This window comes from Myxosarcina sp. GI1 (genome assembly GCF_000756305.1).
Lineage (GTDB): Bacteria > Cyanobacteriota > Cyanobacteriia > Cyanobacteriales > Xenococcaceae > Myxosarcina.
The window spans coordinates 22,695-44,285 of sequence record NZ_JRFE01000028.1; the positions used below are offsets into that span (position 1 = coordinate 22,695).

General features: G+C 41.0%; 20 protein-coding genes and 1 pseudogene. 11 read left to right on the forward strand and 10 right to left on the reverse strand.

The window, feature by feature from the left end:
- Window positions 1-57: 57 nt before the first annotated feature.
- The gene (locus KV40_RS32415) at window positions 58-1,680 is read left to right on the forward strand and encodes a DUF6745 domain-containing protein (RefSeq protein ID WP_052055830.1); all 1,623 of its coding nucleotides are present in this window, start codon (window positions 58-60) and stop codon (window positions 1,678-1,680) included.
- 7 nt (window positions 1,681-1,687) lie between these two features.
- Here KV40_RS32415 and KV40_RS22145 read toward each other — a convergent pair.
- The 3 genes and pseudogenes from KV40_RS22145 to leuC all read right to left on the reverse strand — a co-directional run.
- A pseudogene (locus KV40_RS22145) lies at window positions 1,688-1,909 on the reverse strand (DUF5615 family PIN-like protein); the annotation flags it as partial.
- A 195-nt stretch (window positions 1,910-2,104) separates the two neighbouring features.
- On the reverse strand, window positions 2,105-2,575 hold the full coding sequence (locus tag KV40_RS22150) for a DUF4079 domain-containing protein (RefSeq protein WP_036486103.1): 471 nt from the start codon (window positions 2,573-2,575) through the stop codon (window positions 2,105-2,107).
- 130 nt (window positions 2,576-2,705) lie between these two features.
- On the reverse strand, window positions 2,706-4,133 hold the full coding sequence (gene leuC / locus KV40_RS22155; RefSeq protein WP_036486106.1) for a 3-isopropylmalate dehydratase large subunit: 1,428 nt from the start codon (window positions 4,131-4,133) through the stop codon (window positions 2,706-2,708).
- Between the two features lie 364 nt (window positions 4,134-4,497).
- Here leuC and KV40_RS36775 point away from each other — a divergent pair, with 364 nt between their 5' ends.
- A complete protein-coding gene (locus KV40_RS36775; protein ID WP_253274351.1) occupies window positions 4,498-4,731 on the forward strand; it encodes a hypothetical protein in 234 nt (77 codons plus the stop codon).
- On the opposite strand, the gene ftsH3 is transcribed toward KV40_RS36775, so the two are convergent.
- The 3 genes from ftsH3 to KV40_RS22175 form a co-directional block, all read right to left on the reverse strand.
- On the reverse strand, window positions 4,694-6,544 hold the full coding sequence (ftsH3, locus tag KV40_RS22165; protein ID WP_036486108.1) for an ATP-dependent zinc metalloprotease FtsH3: 1,851 nt from the start codon (window positions 6,542-6,544) through the stop codon (window positions 4,694-4,696). The two genes, KV40_RS36775 and ftsH3, sit on opposite strands and share 38 nt — an antisense overlap.
- A 237-nt stretch (window positions 6,545-6,781) precedes the next feature.
- The gene (locus KV40_RS22170; RefSeq protein WP_036486111.1) at window positions 6,782-7,225 is read right to left on the reverse strand and encodes a VOC family protein; all 444 of its coding nucleotides are present in this window, start codon (window positions 7,223-7,225) and stop codon (window positions 6,782-6,784) included.
- Between the two features lie 6 nt (window positions 7,226-7,231).
- Window positions 7,232-7,738 (reverse strand): TIGR02652 family protein, encoded by a 507-nt coding sequence (locus tag KV40_RS22175; RefSeq protein ID WP_036486113.1) that lies wholly within the window; start codon window positions 7,736-7,738, stop codon window positions 7,232-7,234.
- Window positions 7,739-7,843: 105 nt separating this feature from the next.
- Between KV40_RS22175 and KV40_RS22180 the strand changes: the two genes are divergently transcribed.
- From KV40_RS22180 to KV40_RS22205, 6 genes are all read left to right on the forward strand, one after another.
- Window positions 7,844-8,383: a gamma carbonic anhydrase family protein gene (locus tag KV40_RS22180; protein ID WP_036486115.1), complete on the forward strand. Its 540-nt coding sequence runs from the start codon at window positions 7,844-7,846 to the stop codon at window positions 8,381-8,383.
- A gap of 167 nt (window positions 8,384-8,550) precedes the next feature.
- The gene (locus KV40_RS22185) at window positions 8,551-8,670 is read left to right on the forward strand and encodes a photosystem II protein Y (RefSeq protein WP_036486117.1); all 120 of its coding nucleotides are present in this window, start codon (window positions 8,551-8,553) and stop codon (window positions 8,668-8,670) included.
- 451 nt (window positions 8,671-9,121) lie between these two features.
- On the forward strand, window positions 9,122-10,000 hold the full coding sequence (locus KV40_RS22190; protein ID WP_036486118.1) for a glycosyltransferase family 2 protein: 879 nt from the start codon (window positions 9,122-9,124) through the stop codon (window positions 9,998-10,000).
- A gap of 22 nt (window positions 10,001-10,022) precedes the next feature.
- Complete coding sequence (locus KV40_RS22195) at window positions 10,023-10,244, forward strand: hypothetical protein (RefSeq protein WP_036486119.1); 222 nt, start codon at window positions 10,023-10,025, stop codon at window positions 10,242-10,244.
- A 33-nt stretch (window positions 10,245-10,277) separates the two neighbouring features.
- Window positions 10,278-10,706: a PA14 domain-containing protein gene (locus KV40_RS22200; RefSeq protein ID WP_081942910.1), complete on the forward strand. Its 429-nt coding sequence runs from the start codon at window positions 10,278-10,280 to the stop codon at window positions 10,704-10,706.
- A gap of 94 nt (window positions 10,707-10,800) precedes the next feature.
- A complete protein-coding gene (locus KV40_RS22205; RefSeq protein WP_036486121.1) occupies window positions 10,801-11,895 on the forward strand; it encodes a cell wall metabolism sensor histidine kinase WalK in 1,095 nt (364 codons plus the stop codon).
- A gap of 51 nt (window positions 11,896-11,946) precedes the next feature.
- Here the strand turns inward: KV40_RS22205 and trmD are convergent, their stop codons facing one another.
- On the reverse strand, window positions 11,947-12,636 hold the full coding sequence (gene trmD / locus KV40_RS22210) for a tRNA (guanosine(37)-N1)-methyltransferase TrmD (RefSeq protein ID WP_036486122.1): 690 nt from the start codon (window positions 12,634-12,636) through the stop codon (window positions 11,947-11,949).
- A gap of 331 nt (window positions 12,637-12,967) precedes the next feature.
- Here trmD and KV40_RS22215 point away from each other — a divergent pair, with 331 nt between their 5' ends.
- Window positions 12,968-13,816, forward strand: a complete 849-nt coding sequence (locus KV40_RS22215; RefSeq protein ID WP_036486123.1) for a cyanophycinase — start codon at window positions 12,968-12,970, stop codon at window positions 13,814-13,816.
- Window positions 13,817-13,982: 166 nt separating this feature from the next.
- Complete coding sequence (gene cphA / locus KV40_RS22220) at window positions 13,983-16,595, forward strand: cyanophycin synthetase (protein WP_036486124.1); 2,613 nt, start codon at window positions 13,983-13,985, stop codon at window positions 16,593-16,595.
- A gap of 166 nt (window positions 16,596-16,761) precedes the next feature.
- Here the strand turns inward: cphA and KV40_RS22225 are convergent, their stop codons facing one another.
- The 3 genes from KV40_RS22225 to KV40_RS22235 all read right to left on the reverse strand — a co-directional run bounded on the left by KV40_RS22225 (window position 16,762) and on the right by KV40_RS22235 (window position 19,729).
- Entirely contained in the window at window positions 16,762-17,607 is an 846-nt protein-coding gene (locus KV40_RS22225) for a class II fructose-bisphosphate aldolase (RefSeq protein ID WP_036486126.1), read from the reverse strand.
- 950 nt (window positions 17,608-18,557) lie between these two features.
- On the reverse strand, window positions 18,558-19,427 hold the full coding sequence (locus tag KV40_RS22230; protein WP_072013869.1) for a phosphodiester glycosidase family protein: 870 nt from the start codon (window positions 19,425-19,427) through the stop codon (window positions 18,558-18,560).
- A gap of 65 nt (window positions 19,428-19,492) precedes the next feature.
- Window positions 19,493-19,729, reverse strand: a complete 237-nt coding sequence (locus KV40_RS22235) for a winged helix-turn-helix transcriptional regulator (RefSeq protein WP_081942911.1) — start codon at window positions 19,727-19,729, stop codon at window positions 19,493-19,495.
- Window positions 19,730-20,428: 699 nt separating this feature from the next.
- Between KV40_RS22235 and recA the strand changes: the two genes are divergently transcribed.
- Window positions 20,429-21,496 (forward strand): recombinase RecA, encoded by a 1,068-nt coding sequence (recA, locus tag KV40_RS22240; RefSeq protein WP_036486128.1) that lies wholly within the window; start codon window positions 20,429-20,431, stop codon window positions 21,494-21,496.
- Window positions 21,497-21,591: the final 95 nt, after the last annotated feature.

A 21,591-nucleotide genomic window follows, 5' to 3' on the forward strand; every position in this document is an offset into this window, starting at 1 on the left:
GACGAAATTATCAATTTTAGAATTGCAAAAAGTATAAGCAAAGATAATAATCGAAATATGGTTAAATCTCTTCCTTCTCCTACATCTGAGCAACTCAAGCTTGTTTCAAGCTACAAAGAAAAATGGAAGAGAATTGCGACCAGTACGAACAGAATTAACCGCTCAAAAGCAGAAGATGTAATCGAAAAGATTTACAAGCGGCTCGATCGAGCTGTCCCAATTTTATTGTTTGCCGATAGTCCTTTTAGTGGCACCTCTATGTTGCAAAACTTGATAGAGAGGCAGAGTTACTCTCCTTTTCTTAGTTTGAGCAAGCAGTTTCAAAGACATTTGAAAGAAGAAATTACACTTCAAATCACTGGCTATTCAGATGTAAGAGTCTATCCAGCAAAACTCAAGCAACAACCAAACTATGAGTTGCAAACGCAATTGTACCATCAATTACATATGTGTTTGTCTTCAGTATTATGGGCACAAGCATGGCGACCTGCTTGGGTAACTTTCCAAACTCAAGCTTGGAATTATAGCAATTGCTATATTGCTCCTGAATATTGGGCATGTGATGGCTGTTATCTAGATTGGCTTTGCAATTGTTTAAACTGTGAACACGATGTTAAACTATGGAAACTTTTTGAAACTTTATTAACAGAATGTGGTTGGATATTTCCATTTGAAGAAGTTTGTATTATTTCTGACCACCCAACATATGTTAATTTTGATGCTAAACAACGTTTACATGCAGAAGGAAAACCTGCATTAGCTTTCTCAGATGGTTTTTGTGTCTACGCTTACTGTGGAGTCGTATTACCTGCTCAGTATGGAAAACTTCTTCCAGAACAGTGGCGACCTGAATGGTACACAAAGGAAAAAAAGAAATCTATCAAAAAGATACTTTTACAAGAGTTACCACCTAATAAAATCGAGCGAAAATGGCTATTATCAGAGTCAGATATAGACATAAAAAAACTATTAGTTCAAAAATTAGGCATAAAAATTCAATTTATTAGTGAGTTTCAAGTTACTGCTTTAGATGTTTATCGCAAAAAATGGCGAGCAGTAGCCTTTCAGACTACTCCTATCGATCGGCAAAAAGCTACTGAAGCTATTCATCAATTTTATACTGCCAATAAATCAGCATATGAGCCTGTAGTTGTATTTGCCGATAGTCCTTATACTGGTCGAAAACTTGTAAAGCAGAAGTGCCGTGGACAATCATTAAATTGCAAGATAGGTAAAAATTATGGGTTATATCCCTCAGATCGAAGTCCTATTGATAACTTATGGAAGTCGATAATCGTCCAATTAAGCGAGACTGTTTTTAAGCAACTTTGCAATGCTCTTATAATTAAACGCTCTTGGAATTTGGATTATCCATCTAGCTGGGTTCAGCCTGAAGAATTAAGCAGTTGGTTTAGTTTGTTTGATTTCTGCATCTCAATTCTTAAATGCGTTCATGACTCTGAGCTTTGGACTATTCTTCAAGCAGTGTTTACAGAGTGTGGATGGTTTTATCCTGCCCAACGCATCTGTATAGTTTGCGATCGCCCGATTGAGTTGTCTGTGGACGACCGAGATCGATTGCACAATGAAACCAAGCCTGCAATTATCTATTCAGATGGATATAAACTAAGAGCACGTCATGGATTGCATCCCAAACAGTATTTTAATTTAAACAAGTGATTTAATGTAGCCAAATTACTTTGAGTGGAGAACCGTATAATTGACTTCGTTCACCAAAGTCTGCATCTTGAGTCACAATGCAGAAGTCGTTTAACTTAGCAAACTCCCATATTTCTGTATCTGTCTTGTCTGCTAACTGATGAAACTGAACATGGCTAGATTCAGAGAAAAGATCGTTCAAACGCGTCACTAGTTTGCGGATCAAATTTTGGTCAAATAACAGTTTCAATCTGCACTTACCAAAGTTACTATGCGTCGATTGCGATCGGCGGCAAACTCTAAACAGGCTCTAATATCTTTTTCTGTCAACTCAGGAAAATTATCAATATTTGCGCACTAAATAAAAAAAAGACGTAAAGCAACTTTAAAAACCTTACGTCCGTTTGATAAAACAATAGTTAAATCTTTAAAATCTCAGTAAACTCTACATTTTACTAATAATTTTTTGTACGATTTGCATTCCGCTTACAGCTTGCCAGCTAAATAATCCTAAAAGAATGAGATTCAAAGAAATATGGGTATAGCGAGCAAAATTATTGCCTTTTTGTAATAAGGGAACTAACGAAGCAGATGTAGCAATAAGACCAGTCATACCCAATCCTGTAAGCAGATGGGGACCGACAAAAAGCTTACCGTTGTTGATATAAGTAACCGCCATGCCGCCAATGCTGCCCAATACCATACAAGCTAAAAGTATCGAACCTACTTTATGATGTCTCCTACCAAAATTTTTCTTAACTAGCTCTTTGCGCGTTTCTTTATCGGCATCGCGAGTCACGCGAACCTGCCAGCCTAGATACAAAGCATAAACTGTAAGACCTAATAAGATCCACATAAAAATTGGATGTCCAAACTGCGACCAAGTTTTAATCGCATCAGGAATTCCTGATTCCATATTATTCTCCTCTATAATCAATTTTTGAAATGAAATGTCGATCGAACTCTGTTTTATAACATAACTTAATTCTTCATTCCAACCAGTCAGTAAGACAACATTTCCCTTATCTTATTTTGAGGTTGGCAACTCAAACCGCAGAATAGCGATCGCTCTCAGCTAATTCGCGCACGTCAGCAACTTTACCCTCTACTGCTGCCGCTACCACCATTGCAGGACTCATCAGTAAGGTTCTACCAGTTGCCGAACCCTGACGACCCTTAAAGTTGCGGTTGGAAGAAGAAGCACTAATTTGATCGCCCTGAAGTTTATCGGGATTCATTGCCAAGCACATCGAACAGCCTGGTTCGCGCCATTCAAAACCAGCTTCGAGAAAAACTTTATCCAAACCTTCAGCTTCTGCTTCTTGTTTGACTCTTTCCGAACCTGGAACCACAAAAGCTTTAACTCCCGATGCTACCCGTTTGCCCTGGGCAACTTTCGCTGCTTCTTGCAAATCGCTCAACCTGCCATTAGTACAGCTACCGATAAAGCAAACGTCTACTTTAGTTCCTTTTATAGGTTTGCCAGGAGTTAATTTCATATAGCTATATGCCTCTTCGGCGATCGCCCGTTCGTTAGCAGGAAGGCTTTCGGTAGTGGGAATAGCTTCACTCACTCCCAATCCTTGACCAGGGGTAATGCCCCAGGTTACTGTAGGTTCAATTTCTGCTGCATCAAAAGTCACTACATCGTCGTATTCAGCATCTTCATCGCTGCGGATACTCTGCCACCACTGTACCGCTTTATCCCAATCCGCTCCTTTAGGAGCAAAGTCTCTACCTTTAAGATATTCAAAAGTAGTGCGATCGGGATTGATATAGCCGCATCTCGCACCACCTTCAATAGACATATTACATACAGTCATTCTTTCTTCCATACTCATGGCTTCAAAGGTAGTTCCTGCATATTCATAGGCATATCCCACGCCACCTTTTACCCCTAGTTTGCGAATAACGTGGAGAATTACGTCTTTGGCATACACGCCAGGGGCAAGATCGCCGTTAATTTCAATTTTGCGGACTTTTAACTTAGTGAGAGCCAGAGTTTGAGAAGCGAGAACATCCCTTACTTGCGAAGTACCAATACCAAAAGCGATCGCGCCAAAGGCACCATGAGTAGAAGTGTGAGAATCACCACAGGCAACGGTCATCCCTGGCTGAGTCAATCCCTGTTCGGGGGCAATAACGTGAACCACACCCTGATTGCCCGAACCGACATTATAAAATCTAATGTCGTAGTCTTTAGCATTATTTTCTAGTGCCTGCATCATTTCTTCTGCTAACACATCGACAAAAGGACGCTGGCGATTTTCGGTGGGAACGATATGATCTACCGTAGCAATAGTGCGATCGGGAAATAAGACTTGTAAATTTCGCTCGCGCAGCATGGCAAATGCCTGGGGGCTAGTTACTTCGTGAATCAAATGCAAGCCGATAAATAACTGAGTTTGTCCTGAAGGCAAAGTACCAACGGTATGTAAATCCCAAACTTTATCAAATAGCGTTCCTTTACTCATATAATTTATCAATAGTTATCTTTATTAAATATCTGTCGTTTATTTTACAATTTTTATTACATCTGCTGCTGAGTTATCTCCAACAGATTCGGATGCTACAAACACCCCGATCGAGAATTAAAATTACAATTTTGTAATCTTAAAGATAAGATTGCAATAATTGTGATTTGTTTATATGAGATAGTTTTAAAATCTCAATTAATTTTTAGCAATACTTTGACAGGGTTTGAGTTTATAATTAATGGTCCTCCAGTATCTCAACAGACTCGCAGACGACAGCGTTTAAAAGATTGGAAAGAAACTGTAAAGCAAGAGGCTGAATAAATACTGGTCGTCAAAGCAGAAAACAGCTACTGGCTCTGTTATGTTGCAAGTAACTTATTTTTATGATTCAGTTGCAATGGATGTTGATAACATTGTTAAGCCAATTCAAGATGCAATTATTGGCTTAGCGTATAACGAGTGCCAAATCCCAAGAAAAAACAGCATCTTAAGTTTTCAAGATGCTGTTGCTAAACAAGCTATTTATGACCGCATCGAGAGCGATGCAGTCGTTAAAACTAAGCTAATGCCGCCATTGTTACTTCATTTTCATTGAGAATTGCTTGTAACTCGTCAGCTTCGACAGTTTCTTTTTCTACTAGCATTTCTGCCAGGCGATCTAAGATATGACGATTTTTGACTAACACTTCTTTAGCACGACGATAGGCTTGATCTACTAAGTTACGTACCTCTTCGTCGATCGCCGCCGCTGTTTCGTCGGAAAAGTCGCGGTCGGAGGCAATATCGCGCCCCAAGAACACGTTACCATTTTGACGACCTAAAGCTACAGGACCCAGGCGATCGCTCATACCAAAGCGAGTGACCATTTGGCGTGCCACCTTAGTTACCTGCTGTAAATCGTTAGAGGCACCAGTGGTTACTTCTTCCTCACCATAAATAATTTCTTCTGCCAAACGACCGCCTAAAGCTACCGCCATTTGGTTTTGCAAATAGGAACGGGAATACAAACCAGACTCCATACGATCTTCGCTAGGAGTAAACCAGGTCAAACCACCCGCACGTCCGCGAGGAATAATACTGATTTTTTGTACGGGATCGTAATCTGGCATCAAAGCACCAATTAAAGCGTGACCTGCTTCGTGATACGCTACTAATTCTTTGCGTTTTTCGCTCATCACGCGGTTTTTCTTCTCAGGACCTGCTAAAACCCGATCGATCGCATCGTTGACTTCATCCATCGAAATTTCGGTCAGGTTGCGACGTGCAGCTAAGATGGCTGCTTCATTTAGTAAGTTTGCCAAGTCGGCACCAGTAAATCCAGGAGTACGACGGGCAATTTTATCTAGATCGACATCTTTAGAAAGAGTCTTACCGCGAGAGTGTACTTTGAGGATTTCTTGACGACCTGCATAGTCGGGACGATCTACTACTACCTGACGGTCAAAACGTCCTGGACGCAGCAAAGCGGCATCTAATACGTCGGGACGGTTGGTAGCAGCGATGAGAATAATTCCCGTGTTGCCTTCAAAACCATCCATTTCGGTCAGCAACTGGTTGAGAGTTTGTTCTCTCTCATCGTTACCACCACCAAGTCCAGCACCGCGTTGACGACCTACGGCATCGATTTCATCGATAAACACGATGCAGGGAGCATTAGATTTGGCTTGCTCGAACAAGTCGCGGACGCGAGATGCACCTACACCGACGAACATTTCTACAAATTCCGAACCAGAAATACTGAAGAAAGGTACGCCAGCTTCGCCAGCAACGGCTTTAGCGAGTAAGGTTTTACCAGTTCCTGGAGGTCCTACAAGCAATACGCCTTTAGGAATTTTGGCACCGACTGCCGTAAAGCGATCGGCATTTTTAAGAAAGTCTACTACCTCGGTTAGTTCTAATTTTGCCTGTTCGATGCCTGCAACGTCGCCAAAAGTGACTTGTGTTTTTGGTTCCATTTGAACTCTAGCTTTGGATTTACCAAAGTTCATCGCCTGCGAACCAGGACCGCTTTGCGCCCGTCTCAATAAGAAAAATAGTCCTGCTAACAGCAATATTGGGAAAAAGAGGCTGCTTAAGGCTCTAAACCAAAATCCCTCATCGTTCTGGGGTAAAACGGCAATATCTACGCCATTTTCACTCAAGATATCGATAAATTCGCGATCTTGAGGTAAGTTAACCAAAATTGGCGTACCTTCACTGTCAATTACCTGCGCTTTAGTGCGATCGGCAGTAATCTTAACGGTTTCTACTCTACCGTTTTCAACTTCATTAATTAATTTACTATATGCCCAAGTTTGACGGCTTTGAGGTTCTCTGTCTAAAAAGGCAGTTCCTAAAGCCACCACAACTATGGCTAGCAGTACATACAATCCTGCATTACGCCATTTTTTATTGTTGTCTTTACTCACTCTTACAGCCTCCTATAGCTGAGGATATGAAATCTATATTAAAGAATCGCTATATATATTTTTACACTTTTAAAATGTGGCTTGAATTTAGCGGCGATTCTCACAATTTTTGTTTTTAATATACTAGGTTGTTAATTTATGTTAACGTTTCTCAGGAAATATTGAGCAAAATTTTTAAAATTTAAATTTTAAAGCGTTTCATGATTTGTAGTAATGGCGTTTTATAAAATGCCATTACTACGATGTTTTTTCCAAACACCGTATAAACTCCAGAGGTAAACCATCAGTATCGGCAATAAAAGCGACTTCGTAAAGGCGATCGCCTATTATTTGCTGCTGTGGTTCTAATAAAACTTTAAACGAGCGAGCTAATTGAGTATCGGTTTTGGCAGCCTCGGTTAAATTAGCTTGCAAACTAGACAACCAAGCGGGCAAGTCGGTCGTAATTTCTGTCAGGTCGAAAGAAAGATGGTAATAGCCCACATAACTTTCATCATTAAAAGCATCGGGTGCTGGTTTGGGCTGAGGAATTTCAATAAGCTCGATTCTTCCTCCCAAGCCTTCCATCCAGCAGGCAAGGGTATATCCTGTAGTAAAGCGATCGCCTACAGTAAAACCTAACTGTTCGTAAAAAGCGATCGCCCTACGAATATTCGCCGTACGAATTGAGACATGATGCATTATTATTTAATCGAGTAAAAAACGATAGGGATAATTACGAGGAACTCCTGGTTCTTTTTCTAAAGAAAAATTGATTATTTCCCAACGGGGTTCGTCTAGAGACTCTGGACTAAAAGCTACGGGAAGTCCGTATAGTTTTGGTGTTTTACGATCTATATTTTCCCGCCAGGGATGAGCGCGTTCTAAATAAGAACTTACTAAGTCTCGGTAGCGATTGGCAATAATTACTTTAGTAGCCCGATACCCTTCCGTATATAGCCGATCCAAAGCTTCGTGAATTTCAAAACGAATTCCGTCTGGATGGGTGTGTTGACGATACCAACAGTCTTGCCAAAGTCGCCAACGCCTTCCCGATGGTAAATGTACCAATTCTTTGGTTTTGGGATCGGCTTCAAAAGCACCATGACGACTACAAAGATAAGTGTCGGTTAAGGTCAAAGCGGGTATAGTTTTACGGCAGTGTGGACAAGAAATTTCCGAGCCGAATATGGGATATTGTAAACTAAGGTTCATTGTTCAAACTAAGTTTTTCTTTCAGCTTATATCACGCTTCAATGTCAAGCGGAATAGTTATTCAAAAAATAATAAATAAATATAGGTATTTATAAGTATATCGTTATGGACCGCACTTCTATTGATACCAATCATTCATCTTGGAGACATCCCGAGCTTTCAACCGCAGCTTTCGTAGCCACAAACGCTACGGTTATGGGTGATGTTTCTGTAGCAAAAAACTCTAGCATTTGGTACGGTGCAGTAGTTAGAGCCGATGTCGAACGAATTATCATCGGTGAGTACACTAACGTTCAAGATGGCGCAATTTTACACGGAGATCCTGGGGAACCAACTATATTGGAAGATTACGTTACCGTAGGACATCGAGCGGTCATTCACTCGGCACATATCGAACGTGGATGCTTAATTGGTATTGGCGCGATCGTTTTAAATGGGGTAACGGTAGGAGCAGAAAGTATTATTGGTGCTGGCAGTGTAGTCACTAAAGATGTTCCGCCGCGATCGCTTTTTGTTGGTGTACCTGCCAAAAAAATTAAAGATGTTTCTGCTGCCCAAGCTGAAGAACTATTAGAACACGCTCGACACTATGCCGATCTGGCTTTAGTTCACGCGGGTAAAAAAACAGACCTAGATTTAAGTTAACAAATTTGGAGTAAGCCTCATATAACCTCTGACCTGCTTTGCCCAGACGGAATTTTAAAATCGATCGTAAAAGCTGGTACATTTATATATATACTATGCGTGCTTACCATTCATGCATTCATAAACCTTTAATATAAAATCGATCGTTCTTGGGAGGAAAAACTTTTATGGATTGGCGTGTTCTCATTGTCGTTGCACCGATTGCAGTCGCCGCTAGTTGGGCTATTTTTAATATTGGAGCGGTTGCTCTTACTCAATTACAAAGATACTTGAATAGAGAGTCATAGGCGACCGACCAGAATCAATTGATTTTTTAATATATTGCCGTTCGATTATTTGCTTTCAATCGGACGGTTTTTTGCTTGACAGTCTACCAAAATTTCAAATTACGATTGTTAATCTAATACCACACAATAAAACTATGCTTAGAGCAAAAAATTTTATTATTAATAGTTTCATAATATCCAGATGAAAAAATAAAGACACTAGTAGTTTATTTTATAGCTTTACAGCTTACAATTTAACTTGTATTCGCTATTTGAATTAGGATAAAACCCGAAGAACTTTAAACTATTAATTTGTAATTCGTATTACAATTCTGTAGTAATATCGATAACTTAATTACGAACACTTAAAGAAGTTTATAAACTAAAAAAGATCGGTAATAACACTGAGATAAATTAAATCGAGTTTAATTATAATTTTACCGATCGTTTAGCTCGCTTGATTGGCAAAAACATGAATAATATTGTCGCAAAATTTGTTTCGGTGATTATTCCAGTCTATAACGATCGCGAGAGACTGAAGTTATGTTTGACAGCTTTAGAAAATCAAACTTACCCTCAAGAATTATACGAAGTTATTGTTGTAGATAATGCTTCAGAAGAAAGTATTGCTGAGATTGTCGCCTGTTTCGATCGAGTAGTTTTAACTACAGAAACACGACGAGGTTCTTATGCTGCTCGTAACCAAGGAATTAAAATTGCTAAAGGAGAACTAATAGCTTTTACAGACTCCGATTGTATTCCTGCTGCCGACTGGTTAGAAAAAGGAGTAAAACGCCTTTTATCTTCAACAGATTATGCTGTATTTGCAGGTAGAATAGATATTTTTTTTAAAAATACCAACCGTCCTACAGCAGCAGAAGTTTTTGATAAAATTTGTCACTTAAAACAGCAAGACTACGTAGAAAAGCATCACTATGGAGCAACTGCAAATCTCTTTACCTTCAAACAGATTTTTAAAGAAGTAGGTTTGTTTAATGCTCGACTAAAATCTGGGGGCGATGCTAATTGGGGTCAGCGAGTTTTTGCTTATGGTTATCCTATAATTTATGCTGATGAAGTCAGGATTTCACATCCAGCTAGAAATTCTGTAGCTCAGTTAGTTAAAAAAGCTATTAGGACTACAGGAGGAACTTTTGACTGGAACGATCGCCGTCCTCTCAAACTAAAAATAAAACCGCCAGTTAGATCGGCAATTAGAAAAACTCTTGGCGATCGAAATCTAAAAAGTATTTGGGGAAAAATTAAATTAACTTTTATTATTATTTATATTCATTACATAAGATTGGGCGAAACTATTCGTTTACAAATGGGCGGAGAATCAAGATTTTGAAGTTGAACTTAATATATTTCTTGTGAATAGCAAAACATCTTACAATGTATTACTATTAATTGTTTTTGCAATTAGTTTGAGTTTTGCTGAAGAAGCAAATGCTTTTACCGTAGATTTTTTCAACTCGTCTACTGCCGTCGATAGTTTGGAAGATGCTGATGCCTTAATTGATGGTAATAGTAGTACGGCAACGGGAACTTACGATACTATCAATTTAAGTAATGCAGGATATGGTCAGCCTTGAGGGAATTACAGTGAAAACAATGCTTTTCCAGGTATTCCTCTCGTATCCAATGTTGAAAATTTTGCTGTTCGAGTAACATCTGAACTAATAGTAAATACTGCGGGTGATTGGACATTTTTAACTAATTCTGATGACGGCGTGCGCCTTCGTATAGACGGTGCTGATGTTATTGTTGATAATGCTCTACATCCTGATGCCGATCGCTGGGGAACGACTAATTTATCTACTGGTTCTCACGACCTAGAATTAATTTTCTTTGAGCATACTGGAATAGCTTCATTAGAATTGACTGCTGCTCAAGGAAATTATCCTGTCTACAGTAGTGCTAGCACTTATACTCCATACGCTAACAATAGTAGTGATTTTCAACTAGTAGGAGACACATTGAATGGAGTGCAAGCTGTACCTTTTGAATTTTCTCCTGGCATAGGTCTTTTTTTATCATTAAGTATTATAGGTTAGCTGAAATTCCGCTCCGCACTATTACTTTGCTGCAAATTCGACCGATTGCTTGAGATAATTGGTACAAAATACAAAAATAACTAAAAGGCAATAAATGCCAAAATTAAGCTTGGGAACTCGTCTGTTTTTTTCTCACCTTTTAGTCATGATGGTGGGATTGGGTAGCTTTGTGGCGATCGCTAAATTTTCTTCACCGCGAATGTTTGTTTTGCGTTTAGAACAATTAGAAAAAAGAGGTTTATTTACAGTTCGTTCTGCTCGTACCTATTTGGTAGAGGGATTTGAAAATGCCTGGAATCGTAGTGCGATCGTCTCAGTAATTGTTGGGGGAGGTACGGCTGCAGGATTGAGCTATCTACTTTCTAGCCGCATTACTCAACCCGTCAAGCAAATGAAACAAATTACGCAAAAGTTTGCCGCAGGAGATTTAGAAGAACGAGTTCCAGAAAATCAAATCCCAGAACTAAACCAACTCAGCGTTAGCTTTAATTCTATGGCCAGTAGTTTGGGGAATGTCGAACAGAGACGTAGAGAATTAATTAGCGATCTCACTCACGAATTACGTACCCCTCTAACTGTAATGCGCGGTTATTTAGAAGAATTGGCTGATGGCAAACTAGAGGGTACGCCAGAGATGTACTCGCGTCTGGTTAGAGAAACTAGACGTTTGGAAAGATTAATTCGCGATTTACAAGAACTTTCTAAAGCCGAAGCAGGCTATCTATCGATTAATTTACGTTCGGTCAAACTGTATCCTCTATTGTCTTCCCTGGTTGAGAGATTTGCCGATCAGTTACTAGAAGAAGGACCTACTTTAAAACTCGATTGTCCTTCCGACTTACCGCCAGTTTTAGGCGATCTCGACCGTATCGAACAAATATTAGTTAATTTGTTGGGTAATGCCATTCGCTATACCGAAACGGGAACGATTACAGTCAAAGCCTGTCAGGACAATCGACATATTTGGGTAGCAGTTATCGATACGGGAGTAGGTATTGCTAAAGAAGATTTACCCTATGTCTTTGAACGTTTTTGGCGCGCCGATCGCTCTCGTTCCAGTCATTCGGGAGGCACGGGAATCGGGCTGGCGATCGCTCGAAGACTGGTAGAGTTACAAGGTGGAGTCATTGAAGTAGAAAGCGAACCAGGTAAAGGCAGTATCTTTCGTTTTTGTCTACCTATAGCTTGAATATCTTTTAAACTGTATCGTCAGTTCTGTCTAAATTTAATTTATAGTCTTTCATTCGCGATCTTGCCACTTTTGCCACAAATCAGGGCGACGTTGCTTAGTTCGCTTGAGTCTTTCTCGTTCGCGCCATTCGGCGATCGCCTGATGATTTCCCGAACGCAAAATCTGTGGGACTTCCCAACCGCGAAAATTAGCAGGTCTGGTATATTGAGGATAATCAAGCAGTTCGGTTTCAAAACTTTCAGTTTTGAGTGATTCTTCTTTACCAACGGTTCCTGGCAACAGCCTGACTACACCATTAATCAAAGCCAAAGCTGGTATCTCGCCACAGGTTAACACAAAATCTCCCAAAGATATTTCTTTAGTAACCAGGTTTTGGCGCACTCTTTCATCAACTCCTTCGTAGTGTCCGCAAATTATAACTAGCTGTTGGTGACGAGCTAGTTTTTTCAGCAAAGGTTGGTTGAGCGGTTCGCCCTGGGGAGTCATTAAAATAATCTCTGTCTGCGGTAAGATTTTTAAAGATTCTACAGCACTAAAAATAGGTTCTGGTTTGAGCAACATGCCCACTCCTCCACCATAAGGTTCGTCATCGACTCGACGGTGTTTGTCTGTAGCAAAATCGCGAGGATTAGTAAAATTAACAGTAGCAATGCCAGAGGTAATCGCTCTTCCCAATAAACTAGTCTGTAAGGGAGAGGTGAAAAATTCAGGAAATAAAGTAATGATATCAAACTGCACGGTATTTTAAAGAATGATGACCGAAGATTGAGGTTTTATAAGATCGAGCGATATCGTCATTCAAACGAATGTATCGATTTTCAATCGTATATTAAGTTTTTCCCAAACAAAGCGATGCAAAAATCTCATAAATTTTATACAATAAGCAAACTCGAATAAAATCGATCTCAACAAACTTTACTATTTAACTCTATAATGTTTGGTGATAAATATTAATTGTTATAAATTCAACAATAAAAAGATTTTTTAATTTTAAGAACTAGCTAGATTAACACTATTATTTTTGTTATTACCAACTAATATAGAATGATTTTTGTCTGTAAGCCCAATTATGTTTAATACAGAAATAAAAACTCAGATAACTGCTTTTGCTCAATCAACCAAAAACGCCATTTTAGTAATTGGTGGTGCTGAAGACAAAATACATGGGCGAGAAATATTACAAACTTTTTTAAATCGTTCTGGAGGTTCGGAAGCAGTTATCGGTATTGTTCCCTGTGCCTCAAGGGAGCCAACTTTAATTGGCGATCGCTACCAACGGATATTTAGCGATATGAGAGCGAAAGAAGTTAGGATTTTAGATGTACGCGAACGCTCTGGAGGAGAAGATTCGGGCTATTTAAAGTTTGTAAATGAGTGTACGGGAATTTTTTTGACTGGTGGCGATCAGTTACGTCTCTGCGGCTTGCTGGCAGAAACCCCTTTAATGAACCGTATTGTCGAGCGATCGCAGAAACAAGAAATAAGTTTGGCAGGAACTAGTGCGGGAGCGGCAGTAATGGGAGAACACATGATTGCTGGCGGTAGTAGTGGTGAATTTCCCAATCGCGCTCTAGTAGATCTCGCAATGGGTTTGAGCATTATTCCTGAAGTTTTGGTCGATCAACACTTTTATGCTCGCAATCGTCTGGCAAGATTATTGAGTGCAGTTGCCTCACATCCTAACTTACTCGGCATCGGTATTGATGAAGATACCTGTGCCATGTTTGAATCTGACAATACCATCCAAATTCTTGGTAGGGGAACGGTGACAATTATCGATGCCCGTCAATTGTCATACACTAACCAACCGCAAGCTTTAGGTAGCGAACCATTAAGTATTCACAACTTAAAACTACACGTATTAGCTCATGGCGATCGCTACGACTTGCAAAAACATCAACCCTTTACTAGTTTTTAAAACACGATGAAAAACTCCTAAATTGTTCGTGAAGAACAGTTAGCCGATTTCAAGAAAAGAGAAACTTATTAAGTCACAGATTACTTCGTCGTTTTAAGATGAAGCTCGCTGCGACTAATAGTCAGAATAGCTGTTTTGTGCCTCCGAATCGAACGAGAAATTAACCATGAAAATTTTGAAAACCCAGACCTTACGTGGACCTAACTATTGGAGCATTCGGCGACACAAGCTAATTTTGATGCTGCTCGACCTGGAAGAATTGACAGAGAAACCCTCTAATGAAATTCCAGGTTTCTATGAAGGTTTAGTAGAAGTTTTACCTGGCACCATAGAGCATTACTGCTCTCGCGGTTATCGAGGGGGATTTTTAGAAAGAGTTCGTGAGGGGACTCTGATGGGACATATTGTCGAACACGTAGCATTAGAACTACAAGAATTAGCAGGGATGCCTGTAGGCTTTGGTCGTACCAGAGAAACTTCAACACCAGGAACTTTTAATGTAGTTTTTGAGTATGTCGAAGAGCAAGCAGGTCGCTATGCAGGACGAGCGGCAGTCAGACTGTGTAAATCTATAGTAGAAACGGGAACCTATCCAGCAGCAGAATTAGCACAAGATTTAGCCGATCTCAAAGATCTAAAAGCCAATACCGCTCTCGGTCCTTCAACAGAAACAATCATTAAAGAAGCCGAAGCTAGAAAAATTCCCTGGATGTGGTTGAGTGCCAGAGCCATGCTGCAATTGGGGTATGGTATTCATCAAAAGCGTATCCAGGCTACCTTGAGTCAAAATACAGGAATTTTAGCTGTAGAATTGGCTTGTGACAAAGAAGGAACGAAAACTATGTTAGGCGATGCGGGAGTTCCCGTACCGCGAGGCACAGTAATTCAATATCTAGACGAGCTAGAAACGGCAATTGACGACGTTGGTGGCTATCCTATTGTTATTAAACCCTTAGATGGCAATCACGGGCGCGGTATTACTATTGATATTAATAGCTGGCATGAAGCAGAAGCAGCTTACGATCTCGCTAGCGCGGCTTCTAAAACGCGGTCGGTCATCGTCGAACGCTTCTATCGAGGTAGCGATCATCGAGTTTTGGTAATTAATGGCAAAGTAGTGGCAGTATCAGAAAGAATTCCCGCTCATGTAGTTGGTGATGGTCGCTCTACCATTAAAGAACTAATTGAAATTACCAACCGCAATCCCGACCGAGGAGAGGGACACGATAATGTCTTGACTAAAATTGCGATCGATAAAACTTCCGAAGCGGTATTAGAAAAACAGGGTTATAGTTTAGATCGCATTTTACCCGAAGGAGAAACCGCTTATTTACGTGATACCGCCAATCTCAGTACGGGTGGTATTGCCGTAGATCGTACCGATGAAATTCATCCCGAAAATATTTGGCTCGCTCAAAGGGTTGCCAAAATAATTGGTTTGGATATTGCGGGCATCGATATGGTGACTCCTGACATTAGTAAGCCCCTGCGTCAGGTAGACGGAGTTATTGTCGAAGTCAATGCCGCTCCAGGTTTTAGAATGCACGCCGCTCCCAGTCGCGGATTGCCACGTAATGTAGGCGCATCGGTACTGGATATGTTGTTTCCCCCCGATAAACCCAGTCGAATTCCAATTATTGCCATTACGGGAACCAATGGCAAAACAACTACTACCCGATTGACAGCACATATTTATCGTCAGACAGGAAAAATTACTGGTTATACCACTACCGATGGCGTTTATATTCAAAATTATTTGGTGGAAAAAGGGGATAACACAGGTCCTTATAGTGCGGGCATGATTTTAAAAGACCCCACTGTAGAGGTAGCGGTACTAGAAACCGCTAGAGGAGGTATTTTGCGCTCTGGGTTGGCTTTCGATCGCTGCGATATCGCCATCGTACTCAATGTAGCAGCAGATCACCTGGGTTTGGGAGGCATCGATACCATCGAACAGATGGCAAGGGTAAAAAGCGTAGTTCCCGAAACCGTAAAGCCCGATGGTTACGCCATTCTCAATGCTGACGATCCTTTAGTGGCAGCTATGGCGCAGCAGGTTAAATGTAAAGTAGCTTATTTTTCTCTAAATCCCGACAATCCACTTATTGCCGAAAGTACCCGTCGTAACGGTCTGGCAGCAGTCTACGAAAATGGCTATCTTTCAATTCTAGAAGGTAACTGGACTCTAAGAGTGGAGAAAGCAGTGAAAGTACCGATGACTATGGGCGGTATGGCACCGTTTATGATCGCTAATGCGCTGGCAGGTTGTTTGGCAGCTTTTGTCCAAGGGGTAGATATCGAAACCATTCGACGCGGCGTTCGTACCTTCAAGCCTTCAGCAAACCAAACTCCAGGCAGAATGAATCTGTTTGATGTTGGAGACTATCATGCTTTGGTAGATTACGCTCATAACCCTCATGGATATGAAGCAGTAGGAGATTTTGTTCGTAACTGGGAAGGCACGAGAATTGGCGTAGTTGGTGGACCTGGCGATCGCCGCGATGAAGACTTGATTTTACTTGGTAGAATTGCAGCGCAAATTTTCAATCGCATTATTATCAAGGAAGATGACGATTCTAGAGGCAGAAAAACAGGGGAAGCAGCCGATCTAATAGCCAAAGGTATCTATCAAGAGAACCCCAATGCTAGTTACGAAACCGTACTTAATGAGGTAGAAGCAATTAACTTGGGGTTAGAGGGAGCAGAAAAAGATAGTTTGGTAGTAATATTTCCCGAACAAGTCACTCGGGCGATCGAGCTAATCGAACAGCGAATGTAGAAAACTATAGCATTACGTTAGTAGGTTAGGACATTAATCGGTTTTGTTAGACAAAAGGAGTGGCGACCCCGCGCCGTAAGACGGCGCAAGGGAACGCGCCGCGATGCAAAAGGCAAGAGTAAAAATTTTTTACTCGCTACTTGCTACTTGCTACTTGCTGCGATAGTCAAGCTTTGCCAGCACTACCAAACAACCCGATCTTTTCGGCAATTACCTCTTGCATCGCCGCCGTTGCCGCCTTTTGACAATCTAAGAGATCGATTTGAGATTCTTTTCTTCCGTACTCGCGCCAAAACTGGAGATATTTTTTCCGCACTTCGGTATTGACGTTAAACTTGCAAATCCCCAGTTCGATCGACTGTCGAATCATTTTTGCAGGTAAACCAGAGGCACCGTGTAACACCAAAGGAATCTGGAGTTGTTGGCGAATCTTGGCAAGACGATCGAAATCTAATTGCGGTTCGCCGTGATACTTGCCGTGAACATTACCGATGGTGACAGCGAGAAAATCTACTCCAGATTCGGCTACAAATTCTTTTGCTTGTTGAGGATTGGTCATTTTAGCTTCTTTTTGGGCAACGGTCATTCCGTCTTCTGTGCCGCTAATTCTGCCTACTTCTGCTTCGACTGTTGCTCCCTTAGCGTGAGCTAGATCGGTCATTTCGCTGGTAAAAGCCAGATTATCTTGAAAAGAAAGTTCGGAACCATCGGCTAAAACCGATGTAACACCTGCTTCTAAAGCCGTTTTAATCATGCTGCGATCGCCACAATGATCTAAGTGGACTGACATCGGTACTTTTGCAGAGTCTGCTGCTTCTAAAAATAGTGCAACCAAAGCAGAACCGCCGTAATCCAGTACATGAGGCAGAATTTGAATTATGGCGGGGCTATTTTCGGCTTCGGCAGCATTGACAACTGCTTTAGCTCCTTCGAGATTATACAAGTTAAAAGCACCAATAGCGTAGGAATGTTTTTGGGCTGTTTCTAGAAGTTCTTTGGTAGAAGTGAGCATAAATTTGTTTTTATAGGCTCTTTTACTGTAATCGTACTATCTTAAAGTGGCAGACAAACGACTCTAGATCGAATTGTTCGCAATACTATAGTCATTCCTAAAAGAAACCAGAGGTATGAGTCACTGAGATTGAATTAGCTTTAACCTTACTAACAACGTCGCCATATGCGTCGGCTCCCCTAACTACTAACCACTAACAACAAGCTAGTTGACCATACGGAAATTAATTGGAATGACTACAATTACTTGTCTTCAGCTTTCTTTTCTTCTTCAAACACAACAGCAAAAGCTTTCTTCTTGATTTTTGCAGTTAATGAATATAAAAGAATATACAGCGGTTTTCACATCAACAGCGGCGCGTTCCCATGCGGAGTTTTCCTCCGCGGAGTTAGTGCGGTCTTGGTGGTTTCCCCGCAGCACGCAAAAGCGTGCAAGCGTCGCTTCTTGCGGCGCGACTTCAAGCGCAGGAAGCAAAGCTTCCAAACGCCGCTAGGCGGCTTTGAGCCGTCAGGCTCTGCCTTGTGCAGCAACTAACGTTGGCGTAGCCTTCTCGAAGAGTACCCTTTAAGAGGTCGCCGCTCAGTTTGGTACCAAGTTGGCTCAGACAAAAATTTTAAACCATTTAGTGCTTAGTGCCTAGTGCCTAACCAGACCGAAGTGGGTCATATACGACCGATAAGTGCTGTATTTGGTTAAAAATAATAACACCCAGACATATTTACAGCCTGGGTGCGGATTTATATAATCTTAACTATAGTTTGCTTTTATTTATTGTATGCTTTGATTTAGCGAGATTGCTTTAACTTCATACTGTTCGAGAAATTTTTACTTATACTTTATCAAAAAGCTTTTAGCCTTTAGCTTAAAATTAACTGCTGCAAGCATTATTGGGTAAAAGACTCCACAAACCATGAGTTTGGCTCGCTTACCTGACATTTGCTCTTACTTTATTAGTAAATTAGTAAAACCGATTTGATTTGACGCTCGACTCTATTCCCTTCCGAGTCTACTTTGCCATAAAAGGTTTGCCCGTCATAATACAGAGCCGATGAACTACCGCCATCGAGATTCATGGCTTTAGTTACTCCTAAAGTAGACATAAAATCGGCTAGGTCTGGTAGAGACATTCCTGAGTTACTGGGTAGCTGCGACTGCTGTGCCACCATTACTAAAATAAGATCGCCTTCAGGAGTAATTCCTACTGCACTTCTAGCATTAAGACTATTACTACCGATCGCATCGCGAATTATTTCTTTATCCTGGTAAGCAATAAAGCCTTCAGCTACAGAAGTATCTTGGGGTAACAAACCAGGACCACCTCCCAAGGCAGCCTTAAGAGTGCAATTATCGGGAACGGGAACCGAATGTAAGACTATATCGTAATTTACCTCTTCCTGACAGAGATACTGACGCAACTCAACTCTATTTAAGATTTTGCCCAAATATGGTTGCAAATCGGGGTTATCAATTAGTCTTTCATTGGTACGAGGATCGGAGACTAATTTTCCATCCCGAACGATATAAGAAGTGGTTTTGTAATTTACGGGATCGAAATAACCGCCATTGATAGCTGCGATCGCATTATATTTTTCGGCAAATTCTTTAATACCCTGCAATTCACCTACTACCGAAGGTACTAACCGATAATTACTGTCATGAGGAATAGTAACGGCATGAATTGTTTGTTGCGATCGCTCGTAAACATCGTAATGAATAGCTGTTGACGTCGGAAGTTTTGACTGAGATAAACTATCAATGCTAAAAGACAAGAAAATTCCTAGAGCGATCGCCAAGATAAATAGCTGCTTACGATAATTCATATTGCTTAAAATTTTTCTCTGCTCCTCTGCTTAATCTCAGCCATCCTCTTATGATGCAATGCCGTCTATTTTTGTTGCCGAGGATAATAAATCGAGCCTACACCCATTTTGTTTTGGCGAGCGTAGATTTGCTTGGCAGAGATTAAGTTTTTTAAACAAACTTGAATCATCGATATGGGACGTTGAACGCGATCGCTAATTTGTTTTATAGTAATACCAGTGCTATGTGCCTGAATAATCTCCAAAATTTGTTCGGTAGTATTTGGTCCTGGGGTGGGACTGATAATTTTAATCGCTATCACTAAAAACAGTTCCTCAATCGCAGCAATAAATTAGTCGCAGCAGCTTAATTCGCACGGCAAAACAAGCAGCGCGAATTAAGCTAACTAGCAAAAGCTATAGGTTGTCTATGCTGTTATACTCGCGATTTTGAAAAGTGGCAACCAATTGTGGCAAGTTAGGGAACTATGCTTCTTGCTCCGTCAGTCGCGCTCTGCGACTCGCCATCGCTTTGCGATGCAGGCGAACACAGGGGCTGGTGCCGCTTGCGCGTTCGCGCTGTGTTCGCGTCTGAAGAAACCTCACACAGAGAGGTTCGCTATTTGTCAATCGGTGTCTTACGTAGTCTGACTTGCCGAGCTTCCGTCATAAATGCCTGTTGCTTGTTCCCTGTTTCATAACTCGATTGAAATAGATCTTATTCAATCGAGAATTACTATAAAATCTACATATTTTATTAATACCCAATTGGGTTAATACGTTAGTATCATAAAGAAGTTGGGCTGGCGTAATCTGTCAGCTAACGGCACTTGTGCTTACTGTATTCTACGATTACAGAGCCGTGGTATCGTTTTGTGGCATAATCTCAAAGCGTCAGCCAAACTTTTCTAAGCAGCCAAACGAAATCAGAACAATTAGACCTAAGATAGAAGTGAAATTGGCGCACCAAATAAGGGCAGCTATTTCTAAGGTTATTTAAAAATTTAATAATAGAGGCATTTATGGCAACCAGCGTAAACATTTCTAGCAATCCCGATAAAGAAAAAGCTTTAAATTTAGTCTTAAAACAAATCGAGCGCAATTTTGGTAAAGGCGCGATTATGCGCTTGGGTGATGCCGCTCAGATGAGAGTAGAAACTATACCCAGCGGCGCATTAACGTTAGATGTTGCCCTGGGTGGTGGTTTACCCAGAGGCAGAGTAATTGAAATTTACGGTCCAGAAAGTTCTGGTAAAACCACTCTGGCTCTACATGCCATTGCCGAAACTCAAAAACAAGGTGGCGTAGCCGCTTTTGTCGATGCCGAACATGCTCTCGATCCTACTTACTCAGCTGCTTTAGGAGTCGATATTGAAAACTTGCTGGTAGCACAACCAGACAATGGAGAGTCAGCATTAGAAATAGTCGATCAGCTTGTGCGATCGGCAGCAGTAGATTTAGTCGTAGTAGACTCGGTAGCAGCTCTAACACCTCGCGCTGAAATTGAAGGGGAAATGGGCGATACTCAAGTTGGTTTGCAGGCGCGGTTAATGAGTAAAGCACTGCGAAAAATTGCGGGTAATATTGGTAAATCTGGCTCGACGGTAATTTTTCTCAACCAGCTAAGACAAAAAATTGGCATCAGTTATGGCAACCCCGAAGTAACAACTGGTGGTACGGCACTCAAATTTTATGCTTCTGTACGCCTGGATATTCGACGCATTCAAACTTTGAAAAAAGGGAGCGAAGGCGAATATGGTATTCGAGCCAAAGTTAAAGTAGCAAAAAATAAAGTCGCTCCTCCGTTTCGGATTGCTGAATTCGATATTATTTTCGGACAGGGAATCTCTCGTCTGGGATGTTTGTTAGACTTGGCTGAAGATGCAGATGTCGTCGTGCGTAAGGGTGCTTGGTATAGCTATGACGGTGAAAATATCGGTCAGGGTAGAGACAATACGGTCAAGTATTTAATAGAAAATGAAGAACTTGCTAATACTATCGAACAACAGGTTAAAGAAAAATTAGCTATGGGAGTAGCGGTTTCTGCTAACTCAGTAGCTGAAATCAATCGCGATTCGGAAGAAGAATAGACCTAAAGGTGCGATTAGGGGCTGGTGAGCGTTAGCTTTACACTGTTTATTCTGCTAGCTAGCATAGAAGCGAATAATAACTACTTGCTACAAGA